This is a genomic window from Halomonas cerina (genome assembly GCF_014192215.1).
GTDB classification, from domain to species: Bacteria; Pseudomonadota; Gammaproteobacteria; order Pseudomonadales; family Halomonadaceae; genus Halomonas; species Halomonas cerina.
Genome location: NZ_JACHXP010000001.1, coordinates 180,676 through 205,166 on the forward strand (window position 1 = coordinate 180,676; position 24,491 = coordinate 205,166).

The following is a 24,491-nucleotide window of genomic DNA, read 5'->3' on the forward strand; positions in this document are numbered from 1 at the left end:
CCTGCCGAATGCCAATGGAGGCTTACCATGAACCTACAAGGTCGAAATCTATCCCGTGGAATGCAAGGCGAGGATGTCCAGCTCCTGCAAAGCGAACTGCAGAAATTGGATTTCACCATTGCGGTTAACGAGACCGACGCGGGGTTCTTCGGTGAAGCGACCACCCTGGTGGTGATGGCGTTCCAGACTCAACACGAATTGGAGGCGACCGGCATCGTTGACGAGCGCACGGCCCAGGCGATCAATGCCGCTGTCGATGCCGAGCAGCCGGAGCGGTTTGTCGTCAACGGCCAGGTGCAACAGCGGGACGGCACGCCCGAACCTGGTGTCCTTGTGCGCGCCGTCGATCGAGATCTGCGGCGTGAGCAAGAGCTCGGTCAAACCCTCACTAACGAGTCCGGACGGTACGAGATCGCCTACACCGCGGGCCAATTCCGCCGCGCCGATAAGGGTAACGCCGACCTCGTGGTCCGGGTGTTCGACGCGGAGGGCCGGGAGCTGGCCGCCTCCGAGACGATTTTCCACGCTCCGCCGGTTGCCGAGGTGGATCTCGTGGTCGCAGCGCGCGAGGAGCCGGAGCCTTCGGAATACGAGCGGCTTCTGGCCGGGCTGAGTCCCGTGCTCGAGGGCGTGCAGCCGGCCGAGCTCATCGGAGCAGACGTCGACTTCCTGGCAAAGGAGACAGGGCTGGAGTGGCAGCGCATCGAGATCCTCGTCGAAGCCTTCCTGCTCGCCCCGGATACGCGCCTGCCGGCCGAGGCCTTCTACGGTTGGGGCCGGCTGGGTTTCTCCTTGAAGCTCGAAACCCTCCTCGATCAGGAGCCCGAGGCGCTGCGCACGGCCCTGGAGAAGGCCATCGATGAAAACATTATCCCCGCCCGCTTGCGCGAATCGCTCGGCGCGATCATGGACCTCCTGGAGCAACTGCGCCTCGAGCGAGGCTTTCTGGTCGTGCATGAGATGGTCGGCCGGCTGCTCGCCGAGGAGACCGAAGAGCCCCTGAGCGGTTTCACCCTCCATGCCTTCGACCTGGGTGCCGGCCCTGAGCCCAGAGATCTCGGCCACGAGGCCACCGACGGAAATGGATTGTTCACCCTGCTCTACTTTGCGCCGCGCCGGGAGCCGTCAGAGGAGGAAGAAGAGGAAGGGGAGGAGGGACGCCGGCTCCATTTGCATATCATCGCCCGGGACGGCACAGAGATCGCCGAGACCGATCTTTCTGTCCCCCAGGAGCAGGAAGAGGTGATAGAGGTTCGCGTCGCCGTGCCGGAGGAAGAGGAGCCGTCTCCGACGGTGTCGGAGCTTGCCGAGGCCCTGTCGATGGAGCTGCCGGAGGGGTTGCAGGCGACGCTGATCGACCATGGTATCCGCACTCTGGCCGACATCCGCCGGGAGGGCGGGATTGGCCACCTCGAGGGGGTAGATCCAGCAGACCCGGCCGTGCCAGTAGTGGAGGCGCACGCCCGCCTCGGCGCCCTGTCGACCAACACGGAAGCCAATACGGCGCTCATCGACGCCGGCTACGATGACGTTCCCGCCGTGGGTCGTGCTACGCGGGTGAATGTCGTCGATACCGCGCGCGAGGCACTGGGCGACTTCGGGGCGGCGCGGCTTCCGGTCGAGGCCCGCGCCCAGAAGCAGTTTCTCGACAACGTCATCGCCTCCTACCGGGCGGATCGGGCCAACGGCTTGACCGCGCCCTCGTCCGATATCGATCCCGACGGCGCGCTGGCGGTGCTGTTTCCCGACACGTGCCATTGTCGCGATTGCGATGCGGCGGTCAGCCCCTTGGCCTACCTGGCGGAACTTCTCGACTACGCCGTGACGCATCTCAAACGCGAAGATGGCCAGGGCGACGAGGTGGAGGTCACGCTGGAGGACCTTACCGAGCGCTTCCACCAGCCCTTCGGTGACCTGCCGACGGCGTGCGAGGAGGTCGAAAGGAAGGTCCGGCAGGTGCGCATCTGCATCGAAGTGCTGCGGCGGTATCTGGCCGCCGCCGGGCTGCCGCCCAGTGAGTCGCCTCAGGAAACGGCGCTGGCGGAGGCACAACGGGAGTATCACAGGGAAGCTTACATGGCCCTTCTGACCCGGCTCGGCACCTCCTTCGAAGAACTCCGACTGGCCCAGACGACCGGAGCGGAGGCACGAGACACCGTGGCGAACCGCCTCGGCATCCCGCCCGATGCCCTTGACCGGCTCTTACTCAATCCGAAGGCCGCACCGACCGACCCTGATGCCGTTACGGAAGAAGCCCTGGAGCGGCTCTTTGGCTTGGTTGACACCACGCGCGATCCGCTCTCTGAAGGCATCAAGCGGGGCGATGAGACCGAGCAGATCGGCCGCTGGAACCTGGACGGCGTCGTGTGGAGCCGCCACACCGCCCCGGACGGCACGGTCTATATTAGCCTGACGGGCGCCCCGGCGGCCAATGTAGTCCGGGTCGAGCTATTCCGGGACCAGGACAGGACACAATTGGTGGCTTCCGGCGAGCGCACTACGGCCACGGGACCGGTGGCGGTGGCGGCGGTCGACGGCAGCGCGCTCTCCGGCCGGTTCGAAATCGATTTCATTACCGCCACCGAGACCATCGAGATCGTCGCCGTTCCGCATTTTCTGAGCGCGCGGCTGCAGTACCTGCGCACCCTCTGGCGCGAGCAGGACTGGCCGGCAGATCCCTACCGGGACGCCGCCGAGGCGCCGCTGCCCATCATCGACCCGGACATCATTGGCCCGGACGACCTGCGCAAGCCGATAGCCGGCAACGCCGCCTTCGACCTCTGGCGCAAGCGACGCGAATGGGTGGACGAGCGGGTGAACGAGCTGGTCGCACTGACCAAGACTGTTGCCGATGAGGAAGGCAACGACGTCGAAGTGCCCGACGTCACGGCCCTGTTCGACCGCATGTACCAGACGGTCACCTACGACACCACCGACGTCACGCCGTGGGCCGACACGACGCCACCCGCCGATTTCAGCACGCTGCGCGATAACCTCGCCGGGGGGAACAAGGGCGAGGTCGAAATGGCAACCGAGCAGCTTGACGAAGATTTGCGTCTGACGGTCGAGGCCTTCAACCAGCTCCTAGCGATTCGCGACAAGGCGGCGGCCTGGGAAACCGATCCGCAGCGTGAGCCGGTCACGGACGACGAATGGCGCGCCTTCTTCTCCATCCTGGTGCAAGCCCAGAAGCGGGCCTTTTATCCGACGTGGATCGACGAGGAGAAGGATCAGGACGTCGAGCTCGACCCGAAGCGATTCTGGATCTCCTTGCGAGAGCCCCAATTGCCCCTCTGGCGTGCGAGTGCAGAAGCCCGTGCCGCCTGGCAGCGGGCGCTGCGCCAGCGCGGGCAAACCCCGCACCTCGACCCGGATCTGGTCCGTCCGGACGACCTCAGGGATCCTCTCTCGGGCGCGACGACTGAGTTGTGGCAAGAGAGGCGCAATTTCATTGAGCTTCAGCTAAATGTGCTTAGGGCAGAACGAGAAGCAGCGGCGACGGCGTTAGCCGGGTTTGATGAGAACTTCGACGACACCATCGGCGTGCCCGCTTTGGAGCTCGATACGCTGGCCGAGCGACGCGAAGAGGGAGAAGAGATCGTAAACCGCCTTGAGCAGCTCGATCTCACCACCGAAGCGTTCGATTACCTGCTTCGGATTCGCCGTCTGACCGAGGAGGAAGTGCCCATCCTGGACGACGAATGGAAGAGCGTCGACGCCATCCTGGTGCAGGTAAAGAAGCGCCGCGAATACGCCATCTGGCGGATACAGGAGCGGCAACGCGGCATCACCCTTGGCCCGGATCACTTCAAGATCCCGGAGCCTCCGCCGCTCCAGTTCCCGCCACCCGAGCCGGAACCGCTCCCCGAATGGCGGGCGACTTCGACCGCGCGCCGCGCCTGGGAGGAGACGCTGCAGTCGCGCATCGACCAGGAGCAAGGCGTCATCGAGGCACTGGATGAAGCCGTCAGTGCCACCGAAGAAGCGGTTTTGCCCCGGTTGCGCGACGCCTTGGTGCGGGTCAGCGATGCCGCAGGCAACACTCTCGAAGCCAAGGCGAAGGCCCTCACGGACGAGCTACTGATCGACGCCCGGGCCGATGCTTGCCAGATGACCACCCGCCCCGCGCAGGCCAGCACGACGCTCCAACTGCTGCTGTGGTCCTTGAGGACCGGCCAGCTCCAGGACACCCATCCGGACCTGCTGCTGGATGCCGACGACTTCGACGAGGCCTGGGAATGGCTCGGTTCCTACCAGACCTGGCGCTCGGCGATGCTGGTCTTCCTCTACCCGGAGAACATCCTGCTGCCCAGTCTGCGCAAGTGGCAGACGCCGGCCTTCCGCGAGCTGGTCAAGGAAACCCGCACCAACACACGCCTGACCCCGGAGAACGCCTGCGAAGCGGCCACCACCTACGCGGACTATTTCCGGGACGTCTGCCAGCTGAGTCTGGAGGCGTCCGTGGTGGCTCGTACCGATGCCTTCGAAGGCGACTGCCGCACCAAGTCGTTCGAGGGAGACCGCCACCTCGTCTACTTGTTTGCCACCGGCGGAATCACGAAATCGGTCTACTATTCGCGATACGATCCCAAGGACGATACCCCGCACGCCCAGAGTCTCTGGACGCCCGTACCAGGCATCGAGCCAGAAAGCGAGGCCATCGGCGCCGCCGCCTACGCGATCAACAATGAAGAGCGCTACGTCTATCTCTTCGTCCGCGTCCAGGACGCGGGTGAGCACAAGCTTATCTACACCCGGTTTGATCTGACGAAGGACGAGTGGACCGGCGAGACAACTGAGCTGGAGCCGCCGGAAGACGCCACGAATTTCTCGGCGGCCGTAAAGCAGCGCCACCGGGAGGATGAGCCGCCCCATCTGGCCATCTTCGTTTCCGACGGGGCCATCTACGCACGCAAGCTGAACCGGGCCGGCACCGCCTGGCAGGACGGTGAGTGGTACCCCCTCGTTGGCCGCCCCAAAGCGCGAGAGTTCAGCGAGCTTCATGCGATGATCGAGCCTGCGCTAAAAGAGTACTATCTGATCGTGCGGGGAGGTGACAACCAGCTCTTTTACCGCCTATTTGGTGAGCGGGATGACGGGAAGTGGCGGGAGCTGAGTCCTGTGTTTCACACCTATCTCGGAGGATTTCCCTGGCCAGGCACGGATCACGTTTACGCTTTTATGCGGCAGGGCGAGGGGCCTTTAACGCGCTATGTGTCTCTCCAGAGATCGAGCTCGGTGTTTGCTGTCGGATTGGAAAGCTACGACGCCTTTGACGAATTTGATGATTCCTGGCTGAAGCCAGTTACAGGCCTAAGCCTGAGTGGTTTTGTAATCGAAGGCGAAGATTTCGATGGAATGAATCTGCTAGTGTTCTTTGTTGAGGAGGCACGAGATCATAAGGAGAAGGCGAAAGGGATCATTGAGTCACTTGCGGGAAAAATAAACAATCAATCTGATGAGCCCGGGTGGAAGGACTGGAAACTAGTAGATGAAACCATCCAGCGTTTCAGCTTTGGGATCGATCTCACATTGGAAGGGGCACTCAAACGATTACTGGAAGGGAATCTGGCCTCATTTAAGAGCCGGAGGGATTCACAGGAAAAGATAGGACCCATTATTGACTTTCGTGGACTTAACCGCATCGTTATCGGCGCCGGCAAGGCTCCAGTGGACTTGCCGAGCCGTGTGACCTATCACCAGACCACGGGGACAAGGGGCCGGGTGATTCTCGAATCAGATACAGTCGCCTTTGCACTGCCTCCGGGCAGTAGAGATTTGGTAGTCCACCCCGATTTTCGCCCTCCTCGCGTCGTTTTTGTACGCTCGGAGTTCGTTCAGGAAAGTGACAGTAGCCTGACGCCAACGGCGCCGATCCCGGTGGCACCGTTCGTGACCGAGCCGTTCGAGATTACGGAGCAACTGTCGTCGGATGAGCTGCAGGTGCGTCGTCACCAGATCGCGGACGCATTCGAGAAGAACACGGACGCGCCGGCGTCGGTGCTGACCTACCTGGAGGAGGCGTACTACTTCGTTCCCATGCATCTGGCGTTGCAGCTCCAGCAGCGCTCGCATTATACGGCGGCGCTGGACTGGTTCCGCACGGTGTATGACTACAGCGTATCCATCGCTAGACGCAAGATCTCCTATTACCTCAAACAAGAGGAGTCGCTCGCCGCCGGTTTTGAGCGCGCCGAGGAGTGGTGGCTGGATCCCCTCAACCCGCATGGCATCGCGCGCACGCGCGCCAACACCTACACCCGCTTCACGCTGCTGTCGCTGGTCCGGTGCCTCCAAGCCTTCGCGGATGCGGAGTTTACCCGCGACACGGCCGAGTCCCTCCCGCGCGCCCGTACCCTCTACATGACCGCGCTCGAGCTGCTCGACCTCCCGGTGCTGAATCAGGAGCTGAACGGATGCGATGAACTGATCGGCACCCTCGACATCGATCTCGATGCGGAGGACGAAGCGGAGGCTCCGCGGCTGGTGGTCGCCTGGGCGGAGCTCAAAGCGAGCCTTCGCCGCATCGACGATGAAGAAACGCTGCAGGAGACCATCGGCAAAGTGCGTGAGATCCTGGGCGCCGGCGAGGCCTTGGCAACGCGCCTTGCCAAGGCCCGCGACGCCGTAGCCGAGGCCCGTGTCACCCAGGCGCTCTCGCCCACGCTGGCGCAGGCGATCCAAACAAAGAACACGACGACGGGCAGGGCCCACGCCCTGCTGCTCCGCCAGCCGGTCGTCGCGAAGGCCGTCACCGCGCATTCGTCCGCGGCCGGGAAGGACTTCGGCCGCGCCGTCGCGGATGTCACCGGCAAACGGGTCGCGACGCTCGAGACAGGTGAGGTCGCGCTTCCCTGGTTACGCTTCAGAGAAGAAGCCCTGGCAACCGGGGGCGGCGCGGCTGTCTCGGAGGAAGGGGACGACGACACCTCGGTGCTCACAGCCCGTCGCGTGATCGAAACGCCTGCCCTCACTCGGATGGCGAGGATCGAGCCTCTTCACGCTGTGGAGACCGCACGCAGGTTCGCGCCATCGTATGTCCCGACGATCACCTACCGCTTCTGCATTCCGCCGAATCCGATCCTTTCGTCCCTGCGCCTTGGCGCCGATCTGAATCTGTACAAGATTCGCACCTGCCGCAACATCACCGGCGACGAGCGCCGACTGGAACCGTATGCAGCGCCGAGCGACGCGGAACGCGGCCTGCCTACGATCGGGCCTGGTGGCGACCTTGCGCTGCCCGGCACCATCACGCTCCAGCCGACGCCCTACCGCTATGAGGTGCTTATCGACCGCGCCAGGCGCCTCGTCGGTCTGGCCCAGCAGATCGAAGCCGCCTTCCTGTCGACCCTCGAGAAGCGCGACGCCGAGTACTACCAGCGCCTGAAGGCGCGTCAGGAGATCAGCCTGACCCGTGCCGGCGTACGGTTGCAGGATCTGCGCGTAAAAGAAGCGCAGGACGGCGTGAAGCTGGCCGAGCTGCAGCGCGGGCGCGCGGAGATACGAGTGGATCACTTCCAAGGTTTGCTGGATGAAGGTTTTCTAGAAGTGGAACAGGCAGCTATCGGATTTATGATCAATGCTGCTGCGTTTCATGCGACAGCCGCAGCGGGATCCATATTCTCTGATATAAACCCTTTCAAGAGCGCTGCACAAGCAGCATCTTCTCTGGCAGCGGTATCTTCAACCACGGCTTCTATTCTCCAAATTTATGCCAGCCATGAGCGACGGAAAGAGGAATGGAGACTGCAGCGAGATTTGGCGCGGCAGGACATTCGCATCGGCAGCCAGCAGATACTCCTTACGCAGGACCGCGTGCGTGTGGTGGGACAGGAGCGCAGGATCGCCGAGCTGCAGGCAGACCATGCCGAGGAAACCACCGACTTCCTGGCCACCAAGTTTACCAATGCCGATCTCTATGGCTGGATGAGCGGCGTGCTGGAGGGCGTGTACCGCTTCTTCCTGCAGCAGGCGACGTCGATGGCCCAGCTCGCCGAGAATCAACTGGCCTTTCAGCGCCAGGAGCTCCCGCCGTCCCTCATTCAAGCGGACTACTGGGAAGCGCCGCTCGGCCTGGAAGCACGCAGCGCCGACGAGAGTGGCCCGGACCGCCGCGGGCTCACCGGCTCGGCCAGGCTACTTCGAGATGTCGAGAAGCTCGATCTGTACGCCTTCGAGACCGACGAGCGCAAGCTGCAACTGACCAAGACGTTCTCCCTGGCCCGGCTGGCCCCGGCCGAGTTCCAGCGCTTTCGCGAGACCGGCGTGCTGCGCTTCAATACCTCCCAAGAACTGTTCAACCACGACTTTCCGGGCCACTACCTGCGGTTGATCAAGCGGGTGCGCACTTCGGTGATCGCCCTGATCCCGCCCACCGACGGCATCAAGGCGACCCTCTCCACCACGGGGCTCTCGCGCGTTGTGATCGCCGGCGATGGCCTTTTCCGGGAGGTCCGGGTCAACCGCCCGCCCGAGTCCGTCGCCCTCAGCTCACCCAGCAATGCCACGGGCCTGTTCGAGCTTGCGCCCCAGACCTCGGAGAAGCGGTTCCCATTCGAGAGCCTGGGCGTGGACACCGCCTGGGAGTTGCAGCTCCCCAGAGCCGCCAACCAATTTGACTTCAGCACCATCGCCGACGTGTTGCTGACCATCGAGTACACCGCGCTCAACAGCTTCGCGTATCGCCAGCGGGTGATCCGGGAACTCGACGACACCCTCAGCGCCGACCGGCCGTTCAGCTTCCGTCAGGAGTTCGCCGATCCCTTCTACGACCTGCACAACCCGGAGCAGAGCGACACGCCGATGGTGGTCCGCTTCGAGACCCGGCGCGAGAACTTCCCGGCCAACATCGACGAGCTGCGTATACAACAGGTGGTGCTCTTCTTTGCCAGGGCCAAGGGCGCCTCGTTCGAGGTGCCGGTGACCCACCTGCACTTCATCGAGCAGGGTAGCGCCGGTCCCGCCGGGGGCGGCGCGACCTCGATCGATGGCGTCCTCAGTACCCGCCGGGGCAACGCGAGCAGCTGGGCAGCCATGATCGGCAAATCACCCTTCGGCAAGTGGGAATTGGCCTTACCCGATACAGAAGAGATGAGGAACCGGTTCAAGCATGAACAGATTGAAAACATTCTATTTGTCGTGACTTATTCTGCTCGAACGCCGGCGTGGCCCGCCTAACTTGGCTGATGTTGCATGAGCGCCGTCCTCGGCGCTCATAGTGCCCTGGAGACGTGTGGGACCTGTACCACAGCCAGACTCAGCGTTTAGCACTACAGCCGCAACTTAGCTTAACTATACTGTATATCACTGAATCCTCGAGCATTTGGCGATGAGGTATGTAGCCGCCAGAAACCACCATGTCACCCCGCTGGGATGCCGATGCCGCACGTGATGTCCTCTACCAATGGGTCATCGACACGCTGGGTGATCCCGAGAGTGCTCTGGTGCTGGATGGGTGGTCGCAGCCCGGGGCCGGCCTGGCGCATCCGGGAACCTCGCGGCCAGGTGTCTCCCCAAAGCACCGCTGGCTCGGCTGTCACACTGTACCGTCGATACCGCCAGCCGCTGATACCCTCTCGTCAAGCTGTCGTGACGACACAGTGCACCGATGTCCCAGCGAGGACCGTTCGCAGCACGGTGCTGTCGTGACAGTCGGCCGGGGCTATCCAGATGCACCTGTAGAGACTTAAATGCTATAATTGTGTCTATAGACACATACGAAAGGAGGGTGCCATGGCGACCCTACAAGCCCCGGTGCATGACAAGGCGAAGTGCGCGGCCGGCTTGAAGGCTGCCGTTGCCATCCTGGAGAAGTGGGGCGCCACAGGCGAGCAGGCCACGGCGATCCTGCGCGTCTCCCGTAGCACTTATGCGCGAGCCAAGCGCCGGGATCCCGCATGGCAGGTCAGCCTGGATGAAGACCAGCTCACCCGGATCAGCCTCGTGCTGAACATCCACGCCGCGCTAAGGGTGATCTTCGACAACCCGGAGAACCTCTACGGCTTCATGGCGATGGCCAACCACAACGACTATTTCAATGGCCGGGCGCCCTTGGAGATCATCGCGAGCGGCGGGATTCTTGCGCTCTACGAGGTGTTTCAGCGCATCGACAGCCTCCGGGGTGCTCAATGGTGAGGCTGGAGGAGCTACCGCGCCTGCCGGCCTGCGCCTGCCAAGTCTATCGACTGGTGAACTCCAAGTTTCCGCCAATCGACCTGTTCGATGATGTCGCGAGTGCCGAGGAGTTCGACATGCTCTATGAACTGCAGGCGATGACAAACCCTCGCCTGAGGGCGGAGGTGGGTGACCTGGGGTTGATCCCCACCACCGAGATTCCGTTCGGCATCCCGGGCTGCTCCTATGCGACAGCACCGTTCACCCACGTGACTCCGGCTGGTTCTCGATTTAGCCATGGCCGGTATGGCGTGCTCTATATCGCCGACGTCATGGACACGGCCCTGGCCGAGGTTCGCCATCACCAGGAGACCTATTGGCGCAACGTGACCGATCTAAGCTATGAGCGTTTTGTCTTCCGGGGCCTGGTGTGCCATTTCGATGAAGCGGAGATGGCGGATGGGCTGGCGATTCCGAGAGAGCACCCCGTCTATGCGCCTGACGACTACAGCGCTTCCCGCGAGCTTGGCGATGTCATAAAGGCTGAGGGGGTACCTGGGCTGCGCTACCACTCTCTGCGCCGGCCGGGTGCCATATGTTGGGCCCTGATGACACCGCGTCCGGTGACGTCCATCGTGCCAACAGTCCACTACGAAATGATCTGGAATGGTTCGATTACTGGGGTTAGTCGTATCTCTTCTCCGTGACGACACGCCTCCGCTCCGGGCACAGCTCGACCGCCCCAGCCGACGTCTACCCACTGCGCCGAGGTCACCGCCTGCTAGACTGTATTGACCGCACAGCGCTCTAGCTATGCGACCGGCCAGAGTAATTGTCGCTCTATAGTCGAGACACCCGTCATCGACTCGCTGAACAACTGGCTCGACGCACTGGTCGCCGATGGCGCCTGGCTCTTGGCGCGATTGCTCTTGGTGCTGGTGCCGCGGGATGGGGGGAGCCTCGACACTGCCGGGCTTTCGATCGGGTTTCAGGATGAGCTCGGCACATCGACGACGACCAGCGGCCTGCCGGCCTGCGACTGGCGGAATCGGCAGGATCCCATTGGGAGAATGGTGAGCCCTGGCGACTTAGGGTTGTCTCGGGACACTTGGGTCCCGAGCGCGTCGAAGACGTGCAGTTGCTGATGGTGTATACCGTCAGTTGATGGTGAAGGGCGGGACGCCTTACTGCTGTATAGCGCTGGGGAAAGCCGGAGCACGTTTGTGCCAGGCCTCGATATAGAGCGATAACGGTGATCGTCGCCGAGGCGCCGGAACGCAAAAGTCAGCCCACTACGAGGTCGCGGGCTCTGCAGGTGTCTCCTTGTCCGCCGGCGCCTCCGGCAGCTCCATCACCAGGCAAGCGCCACCCAGGCTCGGCGCGTCCTCGACCCATAGCCGACCGCCCAGGTGGGCGACGATGCCGCGGCTGATCGGCAGGCCGAGCCCGCTGCCCCGGGGGCGGCCGCGGGCCGGGGTATCGTCGCTGCGCTCGATCTGGTGGAACTTCTCGAACACCCGTTCGCGTTCCTCCGGCGCGATACCCGGGCCGTTGTCCTCGACACTCAGCCGGTAGTGGGCCTTGTGGCGCACGAGACAGAGCTTCACCCGCGGCGCCTCGTCGGCGGCGAACTTGCCGGCGTTGTCGAGCAGGTTGATGATCACCTGCTCCAGGCGATCCGGGTCGCCGATCACCGGGGCGTCATCGACCTCGATCGCCACGTCCAGGGCGATCCCGCGCTCCTCCTGAAGACGCTGTACGGCCTCCACGCTGTGGCGGGCCAGTTCCACCAGGTCCAGGCGACGGGGCGAGAGGGCCAGCCGTCCGCTCTCGAGACGCGCCAGGTCGAGGATCTCCTCGATCAACCGCGAGAGCCGCTGGCTCTCCCGAACCACCACGTCGAGGAAGCGGGCGCGCTTGTCCTCGGGCAGGTCGGGGCTGTCGCGCAGGATCTCGGCGAAGGAGCGGATCGAGGTCAGGGGCGTTCTCAGCTCATGGCTGACCATGGCGACGAACTCGTCCTTGAGACGGTCGAGTTCGCGCAGCCGCTCGTTGGCGGCGCGCAGCTCCTCGCTGGTGTGGGCCAGCTCCCGGGACTTCTGCTCCAGGCGGCGGTTCATCTCCAGGGTCTCGGAGGTGGTGTCGAGGATGCCCAGGATGGCCTCGAGGTCCAGGGCCTCGCCGCGCACCACCGAGTCGATCAGCACCCGGGCCGAGGCATTGCCCAGTGCCCCGGCCAACGCCTGCTCGGCATGGGCGATCAGGGCGGCAGGCGCCGGCTGATCGTCGTCTTCGGCGGTGCGGTCGGCAAACACCCGGGCCGTGGCGGCGGCCCCCAGGTAACGATCGAGCAGGGCGCGCAATTCGCCGCGGCTGGTCTGGCCCTGCCACAGCGAGGCCTGGGCGAGACGCGGGTGCATCGCCTCGGTGAACAGAGCCGCCTGGGTCTGCTCCAGCGGCCCCTGGCGGGTGAACAGCGACACCCCGACCAGCAGCCCCATGTTGGCGGTGAGGCTCCACAGCAGGGAGTGGGTGTAGATGTCCCAGCCCTCGAGGCCGAACAGCGCATAGGGCCGCAGCCAGTCGAGCCCGAAGGGGCCGTCGGCGAGGAAGCCGGCATCCAGCCAGCCCGACTGGGCGAACCCCGGGATCAGCAGGGTCCAGGCCCAGAGCAGAATACCGGCGGTCATGCCCAGCGCCGCCCCCAGGCGATTGGCGCCGCGCCAGTACAGGCCGATCAGCATCGCCGGGGCGAACTGGCAGGCCGCGGCGAAGGACACCAGGCCGATGGTCACCAGGCTGTAGGCGTCGCCGACCAGCGCGTGGTAAAGGTAGCCCATCAGCAGGATCAGCACGATGGCGACCCGGCGGATCGCCAGCAGGCGCCCGGCCAGCCCCCGCCGCGTGGCCCGGGGCAGGCGCCCGAAGCGCAGCAGCAGCGGCATCACCAACTGGTTGCTGACCATGGTGGAGAGCGCGATCGTCTCGACGATCATCATCCCGGTGGCCGCCGATAAGCCGCCGATGAACACCAGCAGCGGCAGGCCGTCGAGCCCGGAAGCCAAAGGCAGGGTCAGCACGACGCTGTCGGGATCCCCACCGGTGCCCAGCAGCAGGCCGGCCAGGGCGATAGGGATCACGAACAAGTTGATCGCCAGCAGGTAGAGCGGGAAGAGCCAACTGGCGCGGGTGATGTGCCGCTCATCGACGTTCTCGACCACCAGCACCTGGAACTGGCGGGGCAGGGTGAGGAACGCCAGGAAGGCCAGCACCAGCATGCCTACCCAGCCCAGGGCGCCCCCCGGCACGGTCTCGAGGCTCATCGCGCCGGCCAGTTCGGGCGTCGCGGCGACCCGCGCGAGAAGATCCCCCGGCCCGTTGAACAGCACGAAGACCGTGAATACGCCCACCGAGAGGAAGGCCGCGAGCTTGACCAGCGATTCGAAGGCGATGGCGGCGACCATCCCCTCGTGGCGCTCGCTGGCATCGAGGTGGCGGGTACCGAAGAGGATGATGAACGCCGCCAGTACCAGCGCCACCCAGAACGACTTGTCGGCCCAGAAGGGCGCCGCGGCCAGGCGCAATGCCGGCGGGGCCGGGTAGTCGACCAGCACCGCATGGCTGAGAGTAATCGCCTTGAGCTGCAGGGCGATGTAGGGCGTGATGCCGACCAGCGCGATCAGTGCCACCAGCGCGCCCAGGCCCGCGCTCTTGCCGTAGCGGGCGCTGATGAAGTCGGCGATGGAGGTGATGCGCTGGGCGCCGGCGATGCGCACCATCTTGCGCACCACGAAGGGGGACAGCAGCATCGCCAGCGTGGGGCCCAGGTAGATCAGCAGGAAACTGGGACCGTGCTGGGCGGCCCGGCCGACGCTGCCATAGAAGGTCCAGGCGGTGCAGTAGACGGCGATGGAAAGCGCGTAGACGGTGGGCGAGCCGATCAGCGAACGGCCCTGTTCGGCGCGTCGGTCCCCCCAGGCGGCGATCACGAACAGCAGGGCCAGATAGCCGAAGGCGACCGTCAGTACCACCAGGTCATGTCGCATCGCCCCGTTACTCCTGGTCCCGGTGTTCCATCAGCCAGGCCATCAGGCCAATCACCAGGCCCCAGGCCACGAACAGATAGAGCGGCAGCCACGATAGCCCACCTGGGCCGACCCGGTCGGCGATCAGCAGCAGCGGCGGTGAGAAGAGCGCCGTCGCCAGGACGGTCAGAGCGATCAGGCGTTCAATGAGGCGCGAGGCGTTCATGAGGCGCTCGCATCTGCCCGGTCGAAGGCGCTGGCCTGCAGCTCGAGCAGCTGCGCCAGGGTCTCGATGCCCCGGGCCTCGAGTCGCGGCAGCAGGGCCAGCCAGAGTTCCGCCGTGACCCGGGCGTCACCCAGGGCGGTATGGCGCGTGCCGGGCGGGAAGCCGAGGTCGTAGCGCTCGGCCAGGGAGTCGAGGTCGTGGCCGTCGAGGCTGGCATCCAGCGCCCGCGAGAGCAGCAGGGTGTCGAGTACCGGCATGTCGAAGGTCACCTCGCCACTGGCCGGCTGAATCGCCAGCAGGTCGAAGGCGGCGTTGTGGGCCAGCAGCACGGCATCGCCGACATAGTCGCGAAAGCGCGGCAGCACCACGGCAAGCGGCGGCGCCCCGGCCACGTCGTCGTCGGTGATGCCATGGATGGCGGTGCTGGCCGGCGGGATCGGCTTGCCCGGGTCGACCTTCAGATCGAAGGTGTCGCTGGCCAGCAGCCGGGCATTGACGATGCGGCAAGCGCCGATGCTGACCACGGTATCGCCGCGGCGCAGCTCCAGCCCGGTAGTCTCGGTGTCGAAGGCCACGATCTCCAGAGTGCGCAGCGTTCGCGCCGCCAGCTCGGCATCCGGCGCCGGCAGGTCGGCGATGCCGAAGTCGTGAAATTCGGGACGCGGTGGGGGGCAGGGGGACGGGGCACCGACCCGCTCCACGGCCGGCAGCGGCAGCCGCAGCCGGGCGTGCTCGCCGTCCGGGTCCGGCAGGCTCCAGGCCTCACTGGCGTGCTGGCGCAAGACATCGCCGACCCGGGGGGCCAGCGGCAACGCGGTCAGGCGCTCCTGGCGCCAGGCATCGAGCTGGTGCTGGGCCAGGGGGCGGCCTCGCCAGATCAGGTCCAGGTAGACCTGCCGGTTGCCCAGGCAGATCTCACCCTCGAGATCGCCCGGCTCGGCATGCCGGTCGAGGTGCTCGACCAGGGCACCGAGCAGGACGAGCAGCGCCGGCGCATCGCCCTTGAGCCAGGCCGGCATGCCGATGGGGACCACCCGGCGTGCGGTGTCCGGCAGGCGTTCCGCCAGGGCGGCCCAGAGGTCATTGGACCACAGCGGCGAGAGACGCTCGCCCTGGCGGTGCATATCGTCCATCACCCGGCCCATGTGCTGGAGCGCCTCGCCGAGGGCCTGGCCTTCCTCGCGGATCACCGCCTCGAGCCGTTCGCGCAGGGCCGCGTCTCGGGGGCCGGCCTGACGAGAGGCGGCAAGGGCGTCCGTGGCGCTGGTCAGGCTGGCGCTATGGCGACGCAAGGCCGGGAGTAACTCGGCCAGTTCGGCCCGGGCGCCCATCTCGCTGGTCCAGGCGGCCGTGGTGTCGGTCAGTGTCAGCAGCGTCTCGCCATTGCTGCCCGGCACCCGACGCAGTACGGCCCGCAGCCAGCGATCATCCTGGGGAACCAGCACCTCCCGGGGGCTGCCCTCGGCGGGCAGTTGCTGCAGGGCGTCCTGGAGGCTGGTGGCCGGCAGGATGGCATCCACGCGCTTGCCGAGGCCGAAGCCGGGCAGGCTGCTGAACATTGTCTCGGCGGCCTGGTTGAACAGCAGCAGGCGACGGTGGTGGTCACACAGCAGCAAGGGGGTGTCGAGCACCTGCAGCAGGGTCTCGAGTTCCTGGCGGATCCGCGCCGCGCTGCGCGCCCCCTCGGCATGCGCCGTGGCGAGCTGGCCGCGGTCGCTGCGCCAGGCCTCCCGGATGCGCACCAGGTCGGGGCCCAGGCCGCGCAGCCAGCCCTCGGGCGGGTGGTCGTCGCGGGCATCGGGGTTGGCCACCAGGCGTGCCAGCTGGGCCTGCAGGTGGCGCAGTGGCATGAACAGCTGGCGCTCGAGCAGCAGGCCGACCAGGAAGATGGTGCCCCCGCCGGAGAAGCAGCCCAGCCACAGCACCAGCCGCGCCAGGCCGCGAAGCTGGACCAGGCTGTCGAGCCACAAGGCGAACACCGCCCCACCCAGCAGGCTCACCCCGCTGAGCAGCAGCCACAGGCCCACCAGGCGCTGGCGACGCGGCAGACCGGCAGGCGGGCGGGGCATCAGGGCGCCTCGGTGAGCAGTGACTTGACTTTATCGACCAGCGCCTGGGTGGAGAAAGGCTTGGTGATATAGTCGTCGGCCCCGAGGGCCATGCCTTTCTCCCGCTCGACCTCGCGACCGTGGGCGGTGAGCATGATGATCGGCAGGCGGGCATGGGCGGGGTCGGCGCGTAGCCGTTCCAGTACATCGAAGCCGCTGATGCCGGGCAGGCTGATATCGAGCAGGACCAGATCGGGGGCGTCGTCGGCGACCGACGCCAGGGCCGCTTCGCCGTCCTCAGCGGTGGCCACATCGAAGCCGGCCTGCTGCATCAGGAACTCCAGTGACAGGACGATGTTGGGTTCATCGTCCACCACCAGCACCTTGGCCATGGCGCTCTCCTGTTGTCATCGTTATTGCCGTCAGTCTAAGTGGGCCCCGAGGGGCGAGCAAAGACGACCTTGGGCCAACTGGCTTGGTGTGAGTGCCGACCGCTGGGCGGTGCCGCGGGGCGATGGGGCTGAGGCGGCAAAGACCTTCGCTTGCGCACAGCGATGCGGCGTTCGGTGTGGCATTGCGGCGCGTGGCTCAGTTGCGACGGCGGGCGATCCTGGGCCCCAGTGGGCCGAGCCATAGCCAGATCTGCAGGATCACCAGCAGCGGGAGCAGCCAGGCCGGTGCTCCCACCAGCCACAGCAGCAACTGGTGAATCACGAAGGCGGTGAGGCCGCCCAGCATGCCCACCAGCGGGAACATCAGGGGCCGTTCGCTGCCGGGGCGGCGCGACAGGCGAAACAGGGTACCGATGAAGGCGCCGAAGGCGACGGTGAGGGTCAGAGGAAGCCAGAAGCCTTGCATGGAGGGTCTGCCATGGGTCGGAAGGATTGCCGTACCCGTGAGCGTAACGCGACTTTTCCTGTCCTGCCTTTGCACTTTTGGTTCATCGCCTGTCCTGGGAGCAGGCCCCGCACCTGGCTTGAGCCCGGCGGTCACAGGTCGGTCTTGTGGGGGTACTCGCAGAGGTCCTCGATCACGCAGCTGCCGCAGCGCGGCCGTCGGGCCACGCAGGTGTAGCGACCATGCAGGATCAACCAGTGGTGGGCATCCTGGCGAAACTCCCGGGGCACATGGCGCATCAGCTTCTTTTCCACCTCGACGACGTCCTTGCCCTTGGCCAGGCCGGTGCGGTTGGCCACGCGGAAGATATGGGTATCCACGGCGATGGTGGGTTCGCCGAAGGCGGTGTTGAGGATCACGTTGGCGGTCTTGCGGCCGACACCGGGCAGGGCCTCGAGGGCCTGGCGGGTCCGGGGGACCTCGCCACCGTGCTGCTCGAGCAGAATCCGGCAGGTCTTCATCAGGTTTTCGGCCTTGGTGTTGTATAGGCCAATGGTCCTGATGTGTTCCTTGAGCCCGTCCAGCCCCAGGGCGAGGATGGCGGCCGGGGTGTTGGCCACCGGGAAGAGCCGGGCGGTGGCCTTGTTGACGCCGACATCGGTGGCCTGGGCGGAGAGCAGGACGGCGACGAGCAGCTCGAAGGGCGTCGACCAGTTCAGCTCGGTGGTGGGATCGGGGGTGTGCTCGCGAAGCCGGGCGAAGATCTCGTAGCGTTTCTGGGCGTTCATGGTGATTCCTGCTGAGGGGCGCCGGGGGCAGGTCAAAGAGGAGGTTCTACGCCAGGGATAGCGTCGATAGCGCCCAAGGACGGGTTTACAGCGCCTCCTCGATGGTCCGACACTTCGGGGCCTGCCACCGGATCAGCCCCGGGCGGTAACTTCATATTTCTTCCTGATTACGTATGTTCATCCGCTATCATGCCAGCCTGTGGCTATACTGGAATCATATGGTAGGTCAAGGAGTTAACGTCATGGCTCGCAATCCTATCCAGTTCCAGCCCGGTCTGTCGTTGCCGGCGTTTCTCGAGCAGTACGGCACCGAAGAACAGTGCCGGGCGGCTCTCTTCCAGCACCGTTGGCCCAAGGGGTTCGTGTGCCCCGAATGCGGCAACACCACCGGCTGCCAACTCGCGCGCGGATTGTACCAGTGCCATCACTGTCATCATCAGACCTCGCTAACCGCCGGCACCATCTTCCATGCCACCCATCTGCCCCTCGCCACCTGGTTCCTGGCCATCTACCTGCTGACCCAACGCAAGAATGGCCTCTCGGCGCTGCAGCTATCCCGGGAGCTCGGCGTCAGCTACAACACCGCCTGGAAGCTCAAGCACAAGCTGCTGCAGGTCATGCACGAGCGTAACCAGGGGGAAAGGCTCGCTGGGCGCATCGAGATCGATGATGCCTACCTGGGCGGCGAACGGCCGGGAAAGCGCGGGCGCGGCGCCGAGCACAAGGTCCCGTTCGTCGCCGCGGTACAGACCGATGACGATGGCTATCCGCAGCGCGTCCAGCTACGCCGCGTGAGCGGCTTTACCCTGGCCGAGGTGCGTCGCTATGCCCATGCCGCCATCGCGCCCGGCAGTCAGGTGGTCAGCGATGGTCTGGGGTGTTTCCGCGCCTTCGAGTCACCGGACTACACCCATGAACGCCTCATCACCGGCGGTGGCCGGGCCAGTGCCCAGATCCCCGCTTTCAACTGGGTCAACACCGTGCTGGGCAACGTCAAGAACGCCATCACCGGTAGCTACCATGCGATACGTGGCCAGCATGTGCCGCGTTACCTGGCCGAGTTCGAGTACCGCTTCAATCGACGCTATGACCTCAAGGCCATGATCCCGCGGCTTCTGACGGGGGCGGCCAGAACACCGCCGATGCCGTATCGGCTCCTGAAGCTGGCTGAGCCATATACGTAATCAGGTATTTCTTTGTTATTGGGGGGATTCAGCCTTTCCGGGCCTCTTCCAGTGCCTGGCGGGCGCTGGCGAGCAGCCGCTCGGCCTCGGGCAGCTGTGCCCGGGCGGTGGCCTCGGCGTCGCCGTCGCCGCGGCGCTGGGCGCTCTCCAGCTGCTGGCGCGCGCGCCTGAGCGACTGCTCGGCGGCGTTGACCGCCATCTGGCGCTGACGCTGCTCGGCCTGATGGGACGAGGCGCTGCGGGTGGTGCGGGATGCCTGGCGAATCAGGCGCCGTTGTCGCTCCCGGCGTTTCTCGCGAGCGTCTCGTGCCAGCCGTGTCTGACGCGCCACAAAGCGCCGGCGCCCCTGCTCCGCACGCCGCGCCAGGTAGGCCTGGCGATCAGCCTCGTTCTCGGCCGCTTCCCAGTCGGGATGGGGCAACAGGTCGATGCAGTCGACCGGACAGGGTGTCACGCACAGCTCGCAGCCGGTGCACTCTGCCTCGATCACCGTATGCATCCGCTTGGCGGCGCCGAGGATGGCATCCACCGGGCAAGCTGCCAGGCACTTGGTGCAGCCGATGCACTCGTCCTCGCGGATCCGGGCCACCAGAGGCGACTGGGCGGGCTCGGCGAGGGGCAGCGCCTCCCGGCCGGTCAGCGTGGCGAGACGCACGATCGTGGCCTCGCCGCCGGGCGGGCAACGATTGATCGGCTCGCCGTCGGCGATGGCCTCGGCGTAGGGGCGACAGCCGGGATGGCCGCACTTGCCGCACTGGGTCTGCGGCAGGACGGCATCGATGGCCTCGATCAGTTCGGTATCCACGTGAACGCGGCTCAGTTGATCCGCTGACCGGGCTCGGCCCCGCTGTGGGGTTCCAGCAGGTAGATGCTCTCACCGCTGCCGGCGGCCAGCACCATGCCCTCGGAGACGCCGAAGCGCATCTTGCGTGGCGCCAGGTTGGCGACCATCACGGTCAGCCGGCCTTCCAGGGCCTCGGGGGCATAGGCCTTGCGGATGCCGGCGAAGACGTTGCGGGTCTCACCGCCCAGGTCCAGGGTCAGCCGGAGCAACTTGTCGGCCCCCTCGACGTAGTCCGCCTTGGCGATGCGGGCGATGCGCAGATCGACCCGGGCGAAGTCGTCGAAGGCGATCTCCGGCGCGATGGGGGTGCCGGCCAGCGGCCCCTTGGGGGTGTCCTTGAGTTTCTGTTCTTCCACCAGGTCCTCCTTCGAAGCCTCGATCATGGCCTCGATGCGGTCACCCTCGATGCGGGTCATGAGGGGCTTGAACTTGGCGACCTCGTGATCGAGCAGCAGTTCCTGGCGGCTGTCCCAGTCGAGGCTCTCGAGCCGCATGAAATGCCGGGCGCCCTCGGCCATGGCCGGCACCACCGGCGCCAGGTAGACCATCAGCTGGCGGAACAGGTTGATGCCCACCGAGCAGATGTCGAGCACCTCCTGGTCGCGGCCGGCCTGCTTGGCCAGCACCCAGGGCTCGGCCTCGGCGATGTAGGTGTTGGCCTCATCGGCCAGCTCCATGATCCGGCGCATGGCACGGCCGAACTCGCGGGCTTCGTAGTGCTCGGCGATCTCGTTGCCGGCACTGATGAAACGGGCGACCAGCTCGGGCGCCGCGCAATGGCCGGACAGACGGCCACCGCCGAGCTTGTTGACGAAGCCCGCGCAGCGACTGGCGATGTTCACCACCTTGCCGACCAGGTCCGCGTTGACGCGCGCCGCGAAGTCCTCGAGGTTGAGGTCGAGGTCGTCGATCCCGGCGGTCAGCTTGGCGGCGAAGTAGTAGCGCAGGTACTCGGGGTTGAGGTGGTCGGCATAGGTAGCGGCCTTGATGAAGGTGCCACGGGACTTGGACATCTTGGCGCCGTTGACGGTGACGAAGCCGTGACAGTTGACCGCCGTGGGCGTGCGCAGCCCGGCGCCATGCAGCATCGCCGGCCAGAACAGCGCATGGAAGTAGACGATGTCCTTGCCGATGAAGTGATAGACCTCGGCATCGGATCCCTCACGCCAGTAAGCATCGAAGTCGATCCCTTCACGGTCGCAAAAGTGCTTGAAGCTCGCCAAATAGCCGATCGGCGCGTCCAGCCAGACGTAGAAGTACTTGCCCGGGGCATCGGGGATCTCGAAGCCGAAGTAGGGGGCATCGCGGGAGATGTCCCACTCGTTGAAGCCGGACTCGAACCACTCCATCAGCTTGTTGCGGATCTGCGGCTGCACGTGGTCGTCGTCGATCCAGCCCTTCAGGAAGCGGGCGAAGTCGGGCAGCTTGAAGAAGTAGTGGGTGGAGCTTCTCACCTCGGGGGTGGCGCCGGAGATCGCCGAGACCGGGTCGATCAGCTCCGCCGGGGTGTAGGTGGCGCCGCAGGCTTCGCAGTTATCACCGTACTGGTCGTCGGCGTGGCACTTCGGGCAGGTCCCTTTGATGAAGCGGTCGGCCAGGAACAGCCCCTTGACCGGGTCGTACATCTGCTCGATGTCGCGGGTGGCGATGTGGCCGCGGTCGCGCAGCCGAGTGTAGATCAGCTCGCTGAAATGGCGGTTTTCCTCGGAGTGGGTCGAGTGGTAGTTGTCGAAGGCCACTCCGAAGCGCGCGAAGTCCTCCTGGTGCTCCCGGGAAACCCGGTCGATCAGCGCCTCGGAGGTGATGCCCTCCTGCTCGGCGCGCAGCATGATGGCGGTGCCATGGGCGTCGTCGGCGCAGACATAGTGGCAGTGGTGCCCGCGGCTCTTCTGGAAGCGCACCCAGACGTCGGTCTGGATGTATTCCAGCAGGTGGCCCAAGTGGATGGCGCCGTTGGCATAGGGCAGGGCGCTGGTGACCAGGATCTTGCGCGGGGCGGTATTCGACATGGTGGTTCCGAGGTTCCCGTAAGCGTGGTACATGGCGGCCGACTCGACGCCTGGGCGAAGTCGAGGCCGCCATGCGAAAGGTCCGTGAAATCAGGCCTCGATTGTAGCATCTTCGCGCCCGGCTGCATCCGTCCGCGTATCGCGCTTGTCGCGCCGGTGGCGACCACGGTAGACTCCCGCCACGCCGGAGGCGCGTCGAACGGATTGATGGCGGCTCGGCCTTCTCATCGCTTCGCCAGGTCACCTTCGTCGAACCCATGTTCCCCACGGAGGTACTTCCCTATGGCATTTCGCCGTTTCCTGCCGATCCTCGGCCTTGTGACCCTGATGACCGGCTGCGCCGGTGGCGCGATCGCGCCAAACTATACCAGCGAGAACCCGGACATCATGCGCATCGGCAATGAGCGCCCGGCCGATCCCCAGGTCACCACCGAGAGCCTCGGTTCCTACTGCGTCAAGGTGACCGAGACCTGGCGCGAGGAGGGCAAGACCCCGGACGGCCAGAAGCTCTGGGCCCTCAACACCCAGCGCAACGTAGTGCCCTGCAACTGATCGACACCCCTCAGTGGTGACCCGGCCCGGTACGTCCTCGCGTGCCGGGCCGTCTTGTCCTGGTGGGGGCTTTCTTGCGCCGTCGTTGGCGCGTTCCTGCCGCCCGAAACGGGCGTCCGCATGCCACTACACTCGAGTCTGGGGCCTCCCCCCGACGCCGTATGGGCAGAGGCCGGCAATTGTCAGAGAGGTCCGTGATGGGCGTTGATCCGCGGCATAGGCATCAGGCGATCCTGGCGGGGCTGGTGCTCATGGGGCTGGTGGCGCTGGGCGTGTGGCTGTACCAACAGGGCTTTATCGACCCGCAGCGGCTGGAGCGACTCAGCCTTCGGCTGGGCCCCTGGGGGCCGCCCATGCTGGCCGGCGTCATGGCGCTGACGGTGGTGGTCGGGCCCATTCCGACCATGGTGGTGAGCGTGGCCGCGGGGATGCTCTACCATCCCTGGGTGGCCTTCCTGCTCAGCATGACCGGTGCCCTGGTCGGGGCGTGGGTAAGCTTCTGGATCGCCCGCCTGGTGGGGCGACCGGTGATCGAGCGGTTCTTCCACGGCCATGTCGCGCTCTTTCCCCACTGCCCCCAGAACATCCTCTTCGGCATGGTGTTGGTGGCGCGGCTGATTCCCGTGGTCTCTTTCGCCCTGGTCAGCTACGCCGCGGGGCTCACGGCCCTATCTACCGGCCGCTTCCTGCTTGCCTCGGCCTTGGGCATGGCGCCGATGACCCTGCTCTATGTCCTGGCGGGCAAGGGCATGGCCATCGACAGCGGCTGGGCGATGGGGGTGGGCCTGGTCGTGTTCGTTTTTCTGGTGGCCCTGCCGAAGCTTGTCGATGCTGGCTGGATCCCCCTGCCGCAACGTTGGAAAGACGTCATCGATCATCTTCGTCACCACCGCTAGTTCGTTTTGCAGAGATGGCTAATGTAGGAGGGTAATGGCATGACGCGAGGCGTCCTGGCGATGGTGCTGGCTGGCTGTTGGCTGCTGGTCGGCACCAGCGCATGCCTGGTCGTCCTGGAAGCCGCCGGCCGCGCTGGGGTGCTGCGTGCCCTCGAAGCGGCGACCGGCGAGGTGCGCTGGGCTCGCCGCTTCGAGGGCTGGATCTACCCGCCCGCCAGGCAGGCGGGTGGGGTGGTCACCGGAGGCGAGTGGCGGCGTCGGCGCCACGACCCGCCACTACCCCTGGCGGGACCTGCCTGGGAAACTAAACGGGAAAAAGGGGTATCAGGGTGTAAGGTTCGCCAGCCCGCCACCACCAATCCCGTGCAAGCCTCAATCCCCAACGACAAGACGTGAGGGAGGTGTGCCATGCAAGCGAAGATGATGATGGGAACCATCGGTGTCGGGTTACTCCTCGGGACTCAGGCCGCGATTGCGGCTCCCTTCGGCGGCGAGGAAGACACGGCCTATGCCGCGTCCCTGTGGAATGCCCTGACGGAGGCCAGCTTGGTCGGGGAAGGGCGTACCATGTCCGCCCCCTACCCCGGTCAGCATCCCCATGGGGCCATCCTCGATACCATCGACAGCGAGATGACCGTCGAGGGCACCACCGGGCCGGTGATCATCAAGCGCAACTACGGCGGAGAGGGCGTCACCAAGCAGGCGGTCTGGAACGACCCCGATGCCTACCTGGGCGCGGTGACGGTGATGTTCAAGCGCGAGGGCTACGATCCCGACAATCAGGACTGGTTCTGGGTCAAGTACCTGCCCGATGGCGAACTGGATACCAATCCTCAGGGCGTCCCGCTGGCCGGACGGGTCGCCAAGGGCATGGATCAGGGCTGCATCGCCTGCCATAGCGCCGCACCGGGTGGCGACATGGTCTTCGGCCACGACCGCTTCCAGTGACCCGCTGCCGGGCGGGGAGCT

At 65.6% G+C, this 24,491-nt stretch carries 16 protein-coding genes; 8 read left to right on the forward strand and 8 right to left on the reverse strand.

Annotated elements, in window-relative coordinates; all coding sequences use genetic code 11:
• The first annotated feature begins 27 nt into the window (after positions 1 to 27).
• The 3 genes from FHR94_RS00835 to FHR94_RS00845 all read left to right on the forward strand — a co-directional run bounded on the left by FHR94_RS00835 (position 28) and on the right by FHR94_RS00845 (position 10,820).
• Positions 28 to 9,177: a Tc toxin subunit A-related protein gene (locus FHR94_RS00835; RefSeq protein WP_183323563.1), complete on the forward strand. Its 9,150-nt coding sequence runs from the start codon at positions 28 to 30 to the stop codon at positions 9,175 to 9,177.
• Between the two features lie 555 nt (positions 9,178 to 9,732).
• Positions 9,733 to 10,134, forward strand: coding sequence for an antitoxin Xre-like helix-turn-helix domain-containing protein (locus tag FHR94_RS00840; RefSeq protein WP_183323565.1), 402 nt, complete (start codon positions 9,733 to 9,735; stop codon positions 10,132 to 10,134).
• Entirely contained in the window at positions 10,128 to 10,820 is a 693-nt protein-coding gene (locus FHR94_RS00845; protein WP_183323567.1) for an RES family NAD+ phosphorylase, read from the forward strand. The genes FHR94_RS00840 and FHR94_RS00845 overlap by 7 nt, the downstream gene beginning before the upstream one ends.
• 585 nt (positions 10,821 to 11,405) lie before the next feature.
• On the opposite strand, the gene FHR94_RS00850 is transcribed toward FHR94_RS00845, so the two are convergent.
• From FHR94_RS00850 to nth, 6 genes are all read right to left on the reverse strand, one after another.
• The gene (locus tag FHR94_RS00850) at positions 11,406 to 14,159 is read right to left on the reverse strand and encodes an ATP-binding protein (RefSeq protein WP_183323569.1); all 2,754 of its coding nucleotides are present in this window, start codon (positions 14,157 to 14,159) and stop codon (positions 11,406 to 11,408) included.
• Positions 14,160 to 14,166: 7 nt separating this feature from the next.
• Positions 14,167 to 14,364 carry a hypothetical protein gene (locus tag FHR94_RS00855; RefSeq protein ID WP_183323571.1) on the reverse strand — a complete coding sequence of 66 codons (198 nt, stop codon included), beginning with the start codon at positions 14,362 to 14,364 and terminating at the stop codon, positions 14,167 to 14,169.
• Positions 14,361 to 16,433: a 3'-5' exonuclease gene (locus tag FHR94_RS00860; protein WP_183323573.1), complete on the reverse strand. Its 2,073-nt coding sequence runs from the start codon at positions 16,431 to 16,433 to the stop codon at positions 14,361 to 14,363. Before FHR94_RS00860 ends, FHR94_RS00855 begins: the two co-directional genes overlap by 4 nt.
• The gene (locus FHR94_RS00865; protein ID WP_183323575.1) at positions 16,433 to 16,804 is read right to left on the reverse strand and encodes a response regulator transcription factor; all 372 of its coding nucleotides are present in this window, start codon (positions 16,802 to 16,804) and stop codon (positions 16,433 to 16,435) included. The genes FHR94_RS00860 and FHR94_RS00865 overlap by 1 nt, the downstream gene beginning before the upstream one ends.
• Positions 16,805 to 17,000: 196 nt before the next feature.
• Positions 17,001 to 17,270, reverse strand: a complete 270-nt coding sequence (locus tag FHR94_RS00870; RefSeq protein ID WP_183323577.1) for a hypothetical protein — start codon at positions 17,268 to 17,270, stop codon at positions 17,001 to 17,003.
• Between the two features lie 131 nt (positions 17,271 to 17,401).
• Complete coding sequence (nth, locus tag FHR94_RS00875) at positions 17,402 to 18,037, reverse strand: endonuclease III (RefSeq protein WP_183323579.1); 636 nt, start codon at positions 18,035 to 18,037, stop codon at positions 17,402 to 17,404.
• Between the two features lie 242 nt (positions 18,038 to 18,279).
• On the opposite strand from nth, the gene FHR94_RS00880 reads away from it, so the two are divergent.
• Positions 18,280 to 19,221 (forward strand): IS1595 family transposase, encoded by a 942-nt coding sequence (locus FHR94_RS00880; RefSeq protein ID WP_183323581.1) that lies wholly within the window; start codon positions 18,280 to 18,282, stop codon positions 19,219 to 19,221.
• 28 nt (positions 19,222 to 19,249) lie between these two features.
• Here the strand turns inward: FHR94_RS00880 and FHR94_RS00885 are convergent, their stop codons facing one another.
• Positions 19,250 to 20,026 (reverse strand): RnfABCDGE type electron transport complex subunit B, encoded by a 777-nt coding sequence (locus FHR94_RS00885; RefSeq protein WP_183323583.1) that lies wholly within the window; start codon positions 20,024 to 20,026, stop codon positions 19,250 to 19,252.
• Between the two features lie 11 nt (positions 20,027 to 20,037).
• Complete coding sequence (gene metG / locus FHR94_RS00890; protein ID WP_183323585.1) at positions 20,038 to 22,074, reverse strand: methionine--tRNA ligase; 2,037 nt, start codon at positions 22,072 to 22,074, stop codon at positions 20,038 to 20,040.
• Between the two features lie 282 nt (positions 22,075 to 22,356).
• Here metG and FHR94_RS00895 point away from each other — a divergent pair, with 282 nt between their 5' ends.
• The 4 genes from FHR94_RS00895 (at position 22,357) to FHR94_RS00910 (ending at position 24,470) form a co-directional block, all read left to right on the forward strand.
• Entirely contained in the window at positions 22,357 to 22,626 is a 270-nt protein-coding gene (locus FHR94_RS00895) for a hypothetical protein (RefSeq protein WP_183323588.1), read from the forward strand.
• A gap of 197 nt (positions 22,627 to 22,823) precedes the next feature.
• A complete protein-coding gene (locus FHR94_RS00900) occupies positions 22,824 to 23,522 on the forward strand; it encodes a TVP38/TMEM64 family protein (RefSeq protein ID WP_183323590.1) in 699 nt (232 codons plus the stop codon).
• Positions 23,523 to 23,561: 39 nt separating this feature from the next.
• Positions 23,562 to 23,918: a hypothetical protein gene (locus FHR94_RS00905; RefSeq protein ID WP_183323592.1), complete on the forward strand. Its 357-nt coding sequence runs from the start codon at positions 23,562 to 23,564 to the stop codon at positions 23,916 to 23,918.
• Positions 23,919 to 23,930: 12 nt separating this feature from the next.
• On the forward strand, positions 23,931 to 24,470 hold the full coding sequence (locus FHR94_RS00910) for a cytochrome P460 family protein (protein WP_221188309.1): 540 nt from the start codon (positions 23,931 to 23,933) through the stop codon (positions 24,468 to 24,470).
• The last annotated feature ends 21 nt before the right edge of the window (positions 24,471 to 24,491 follow it).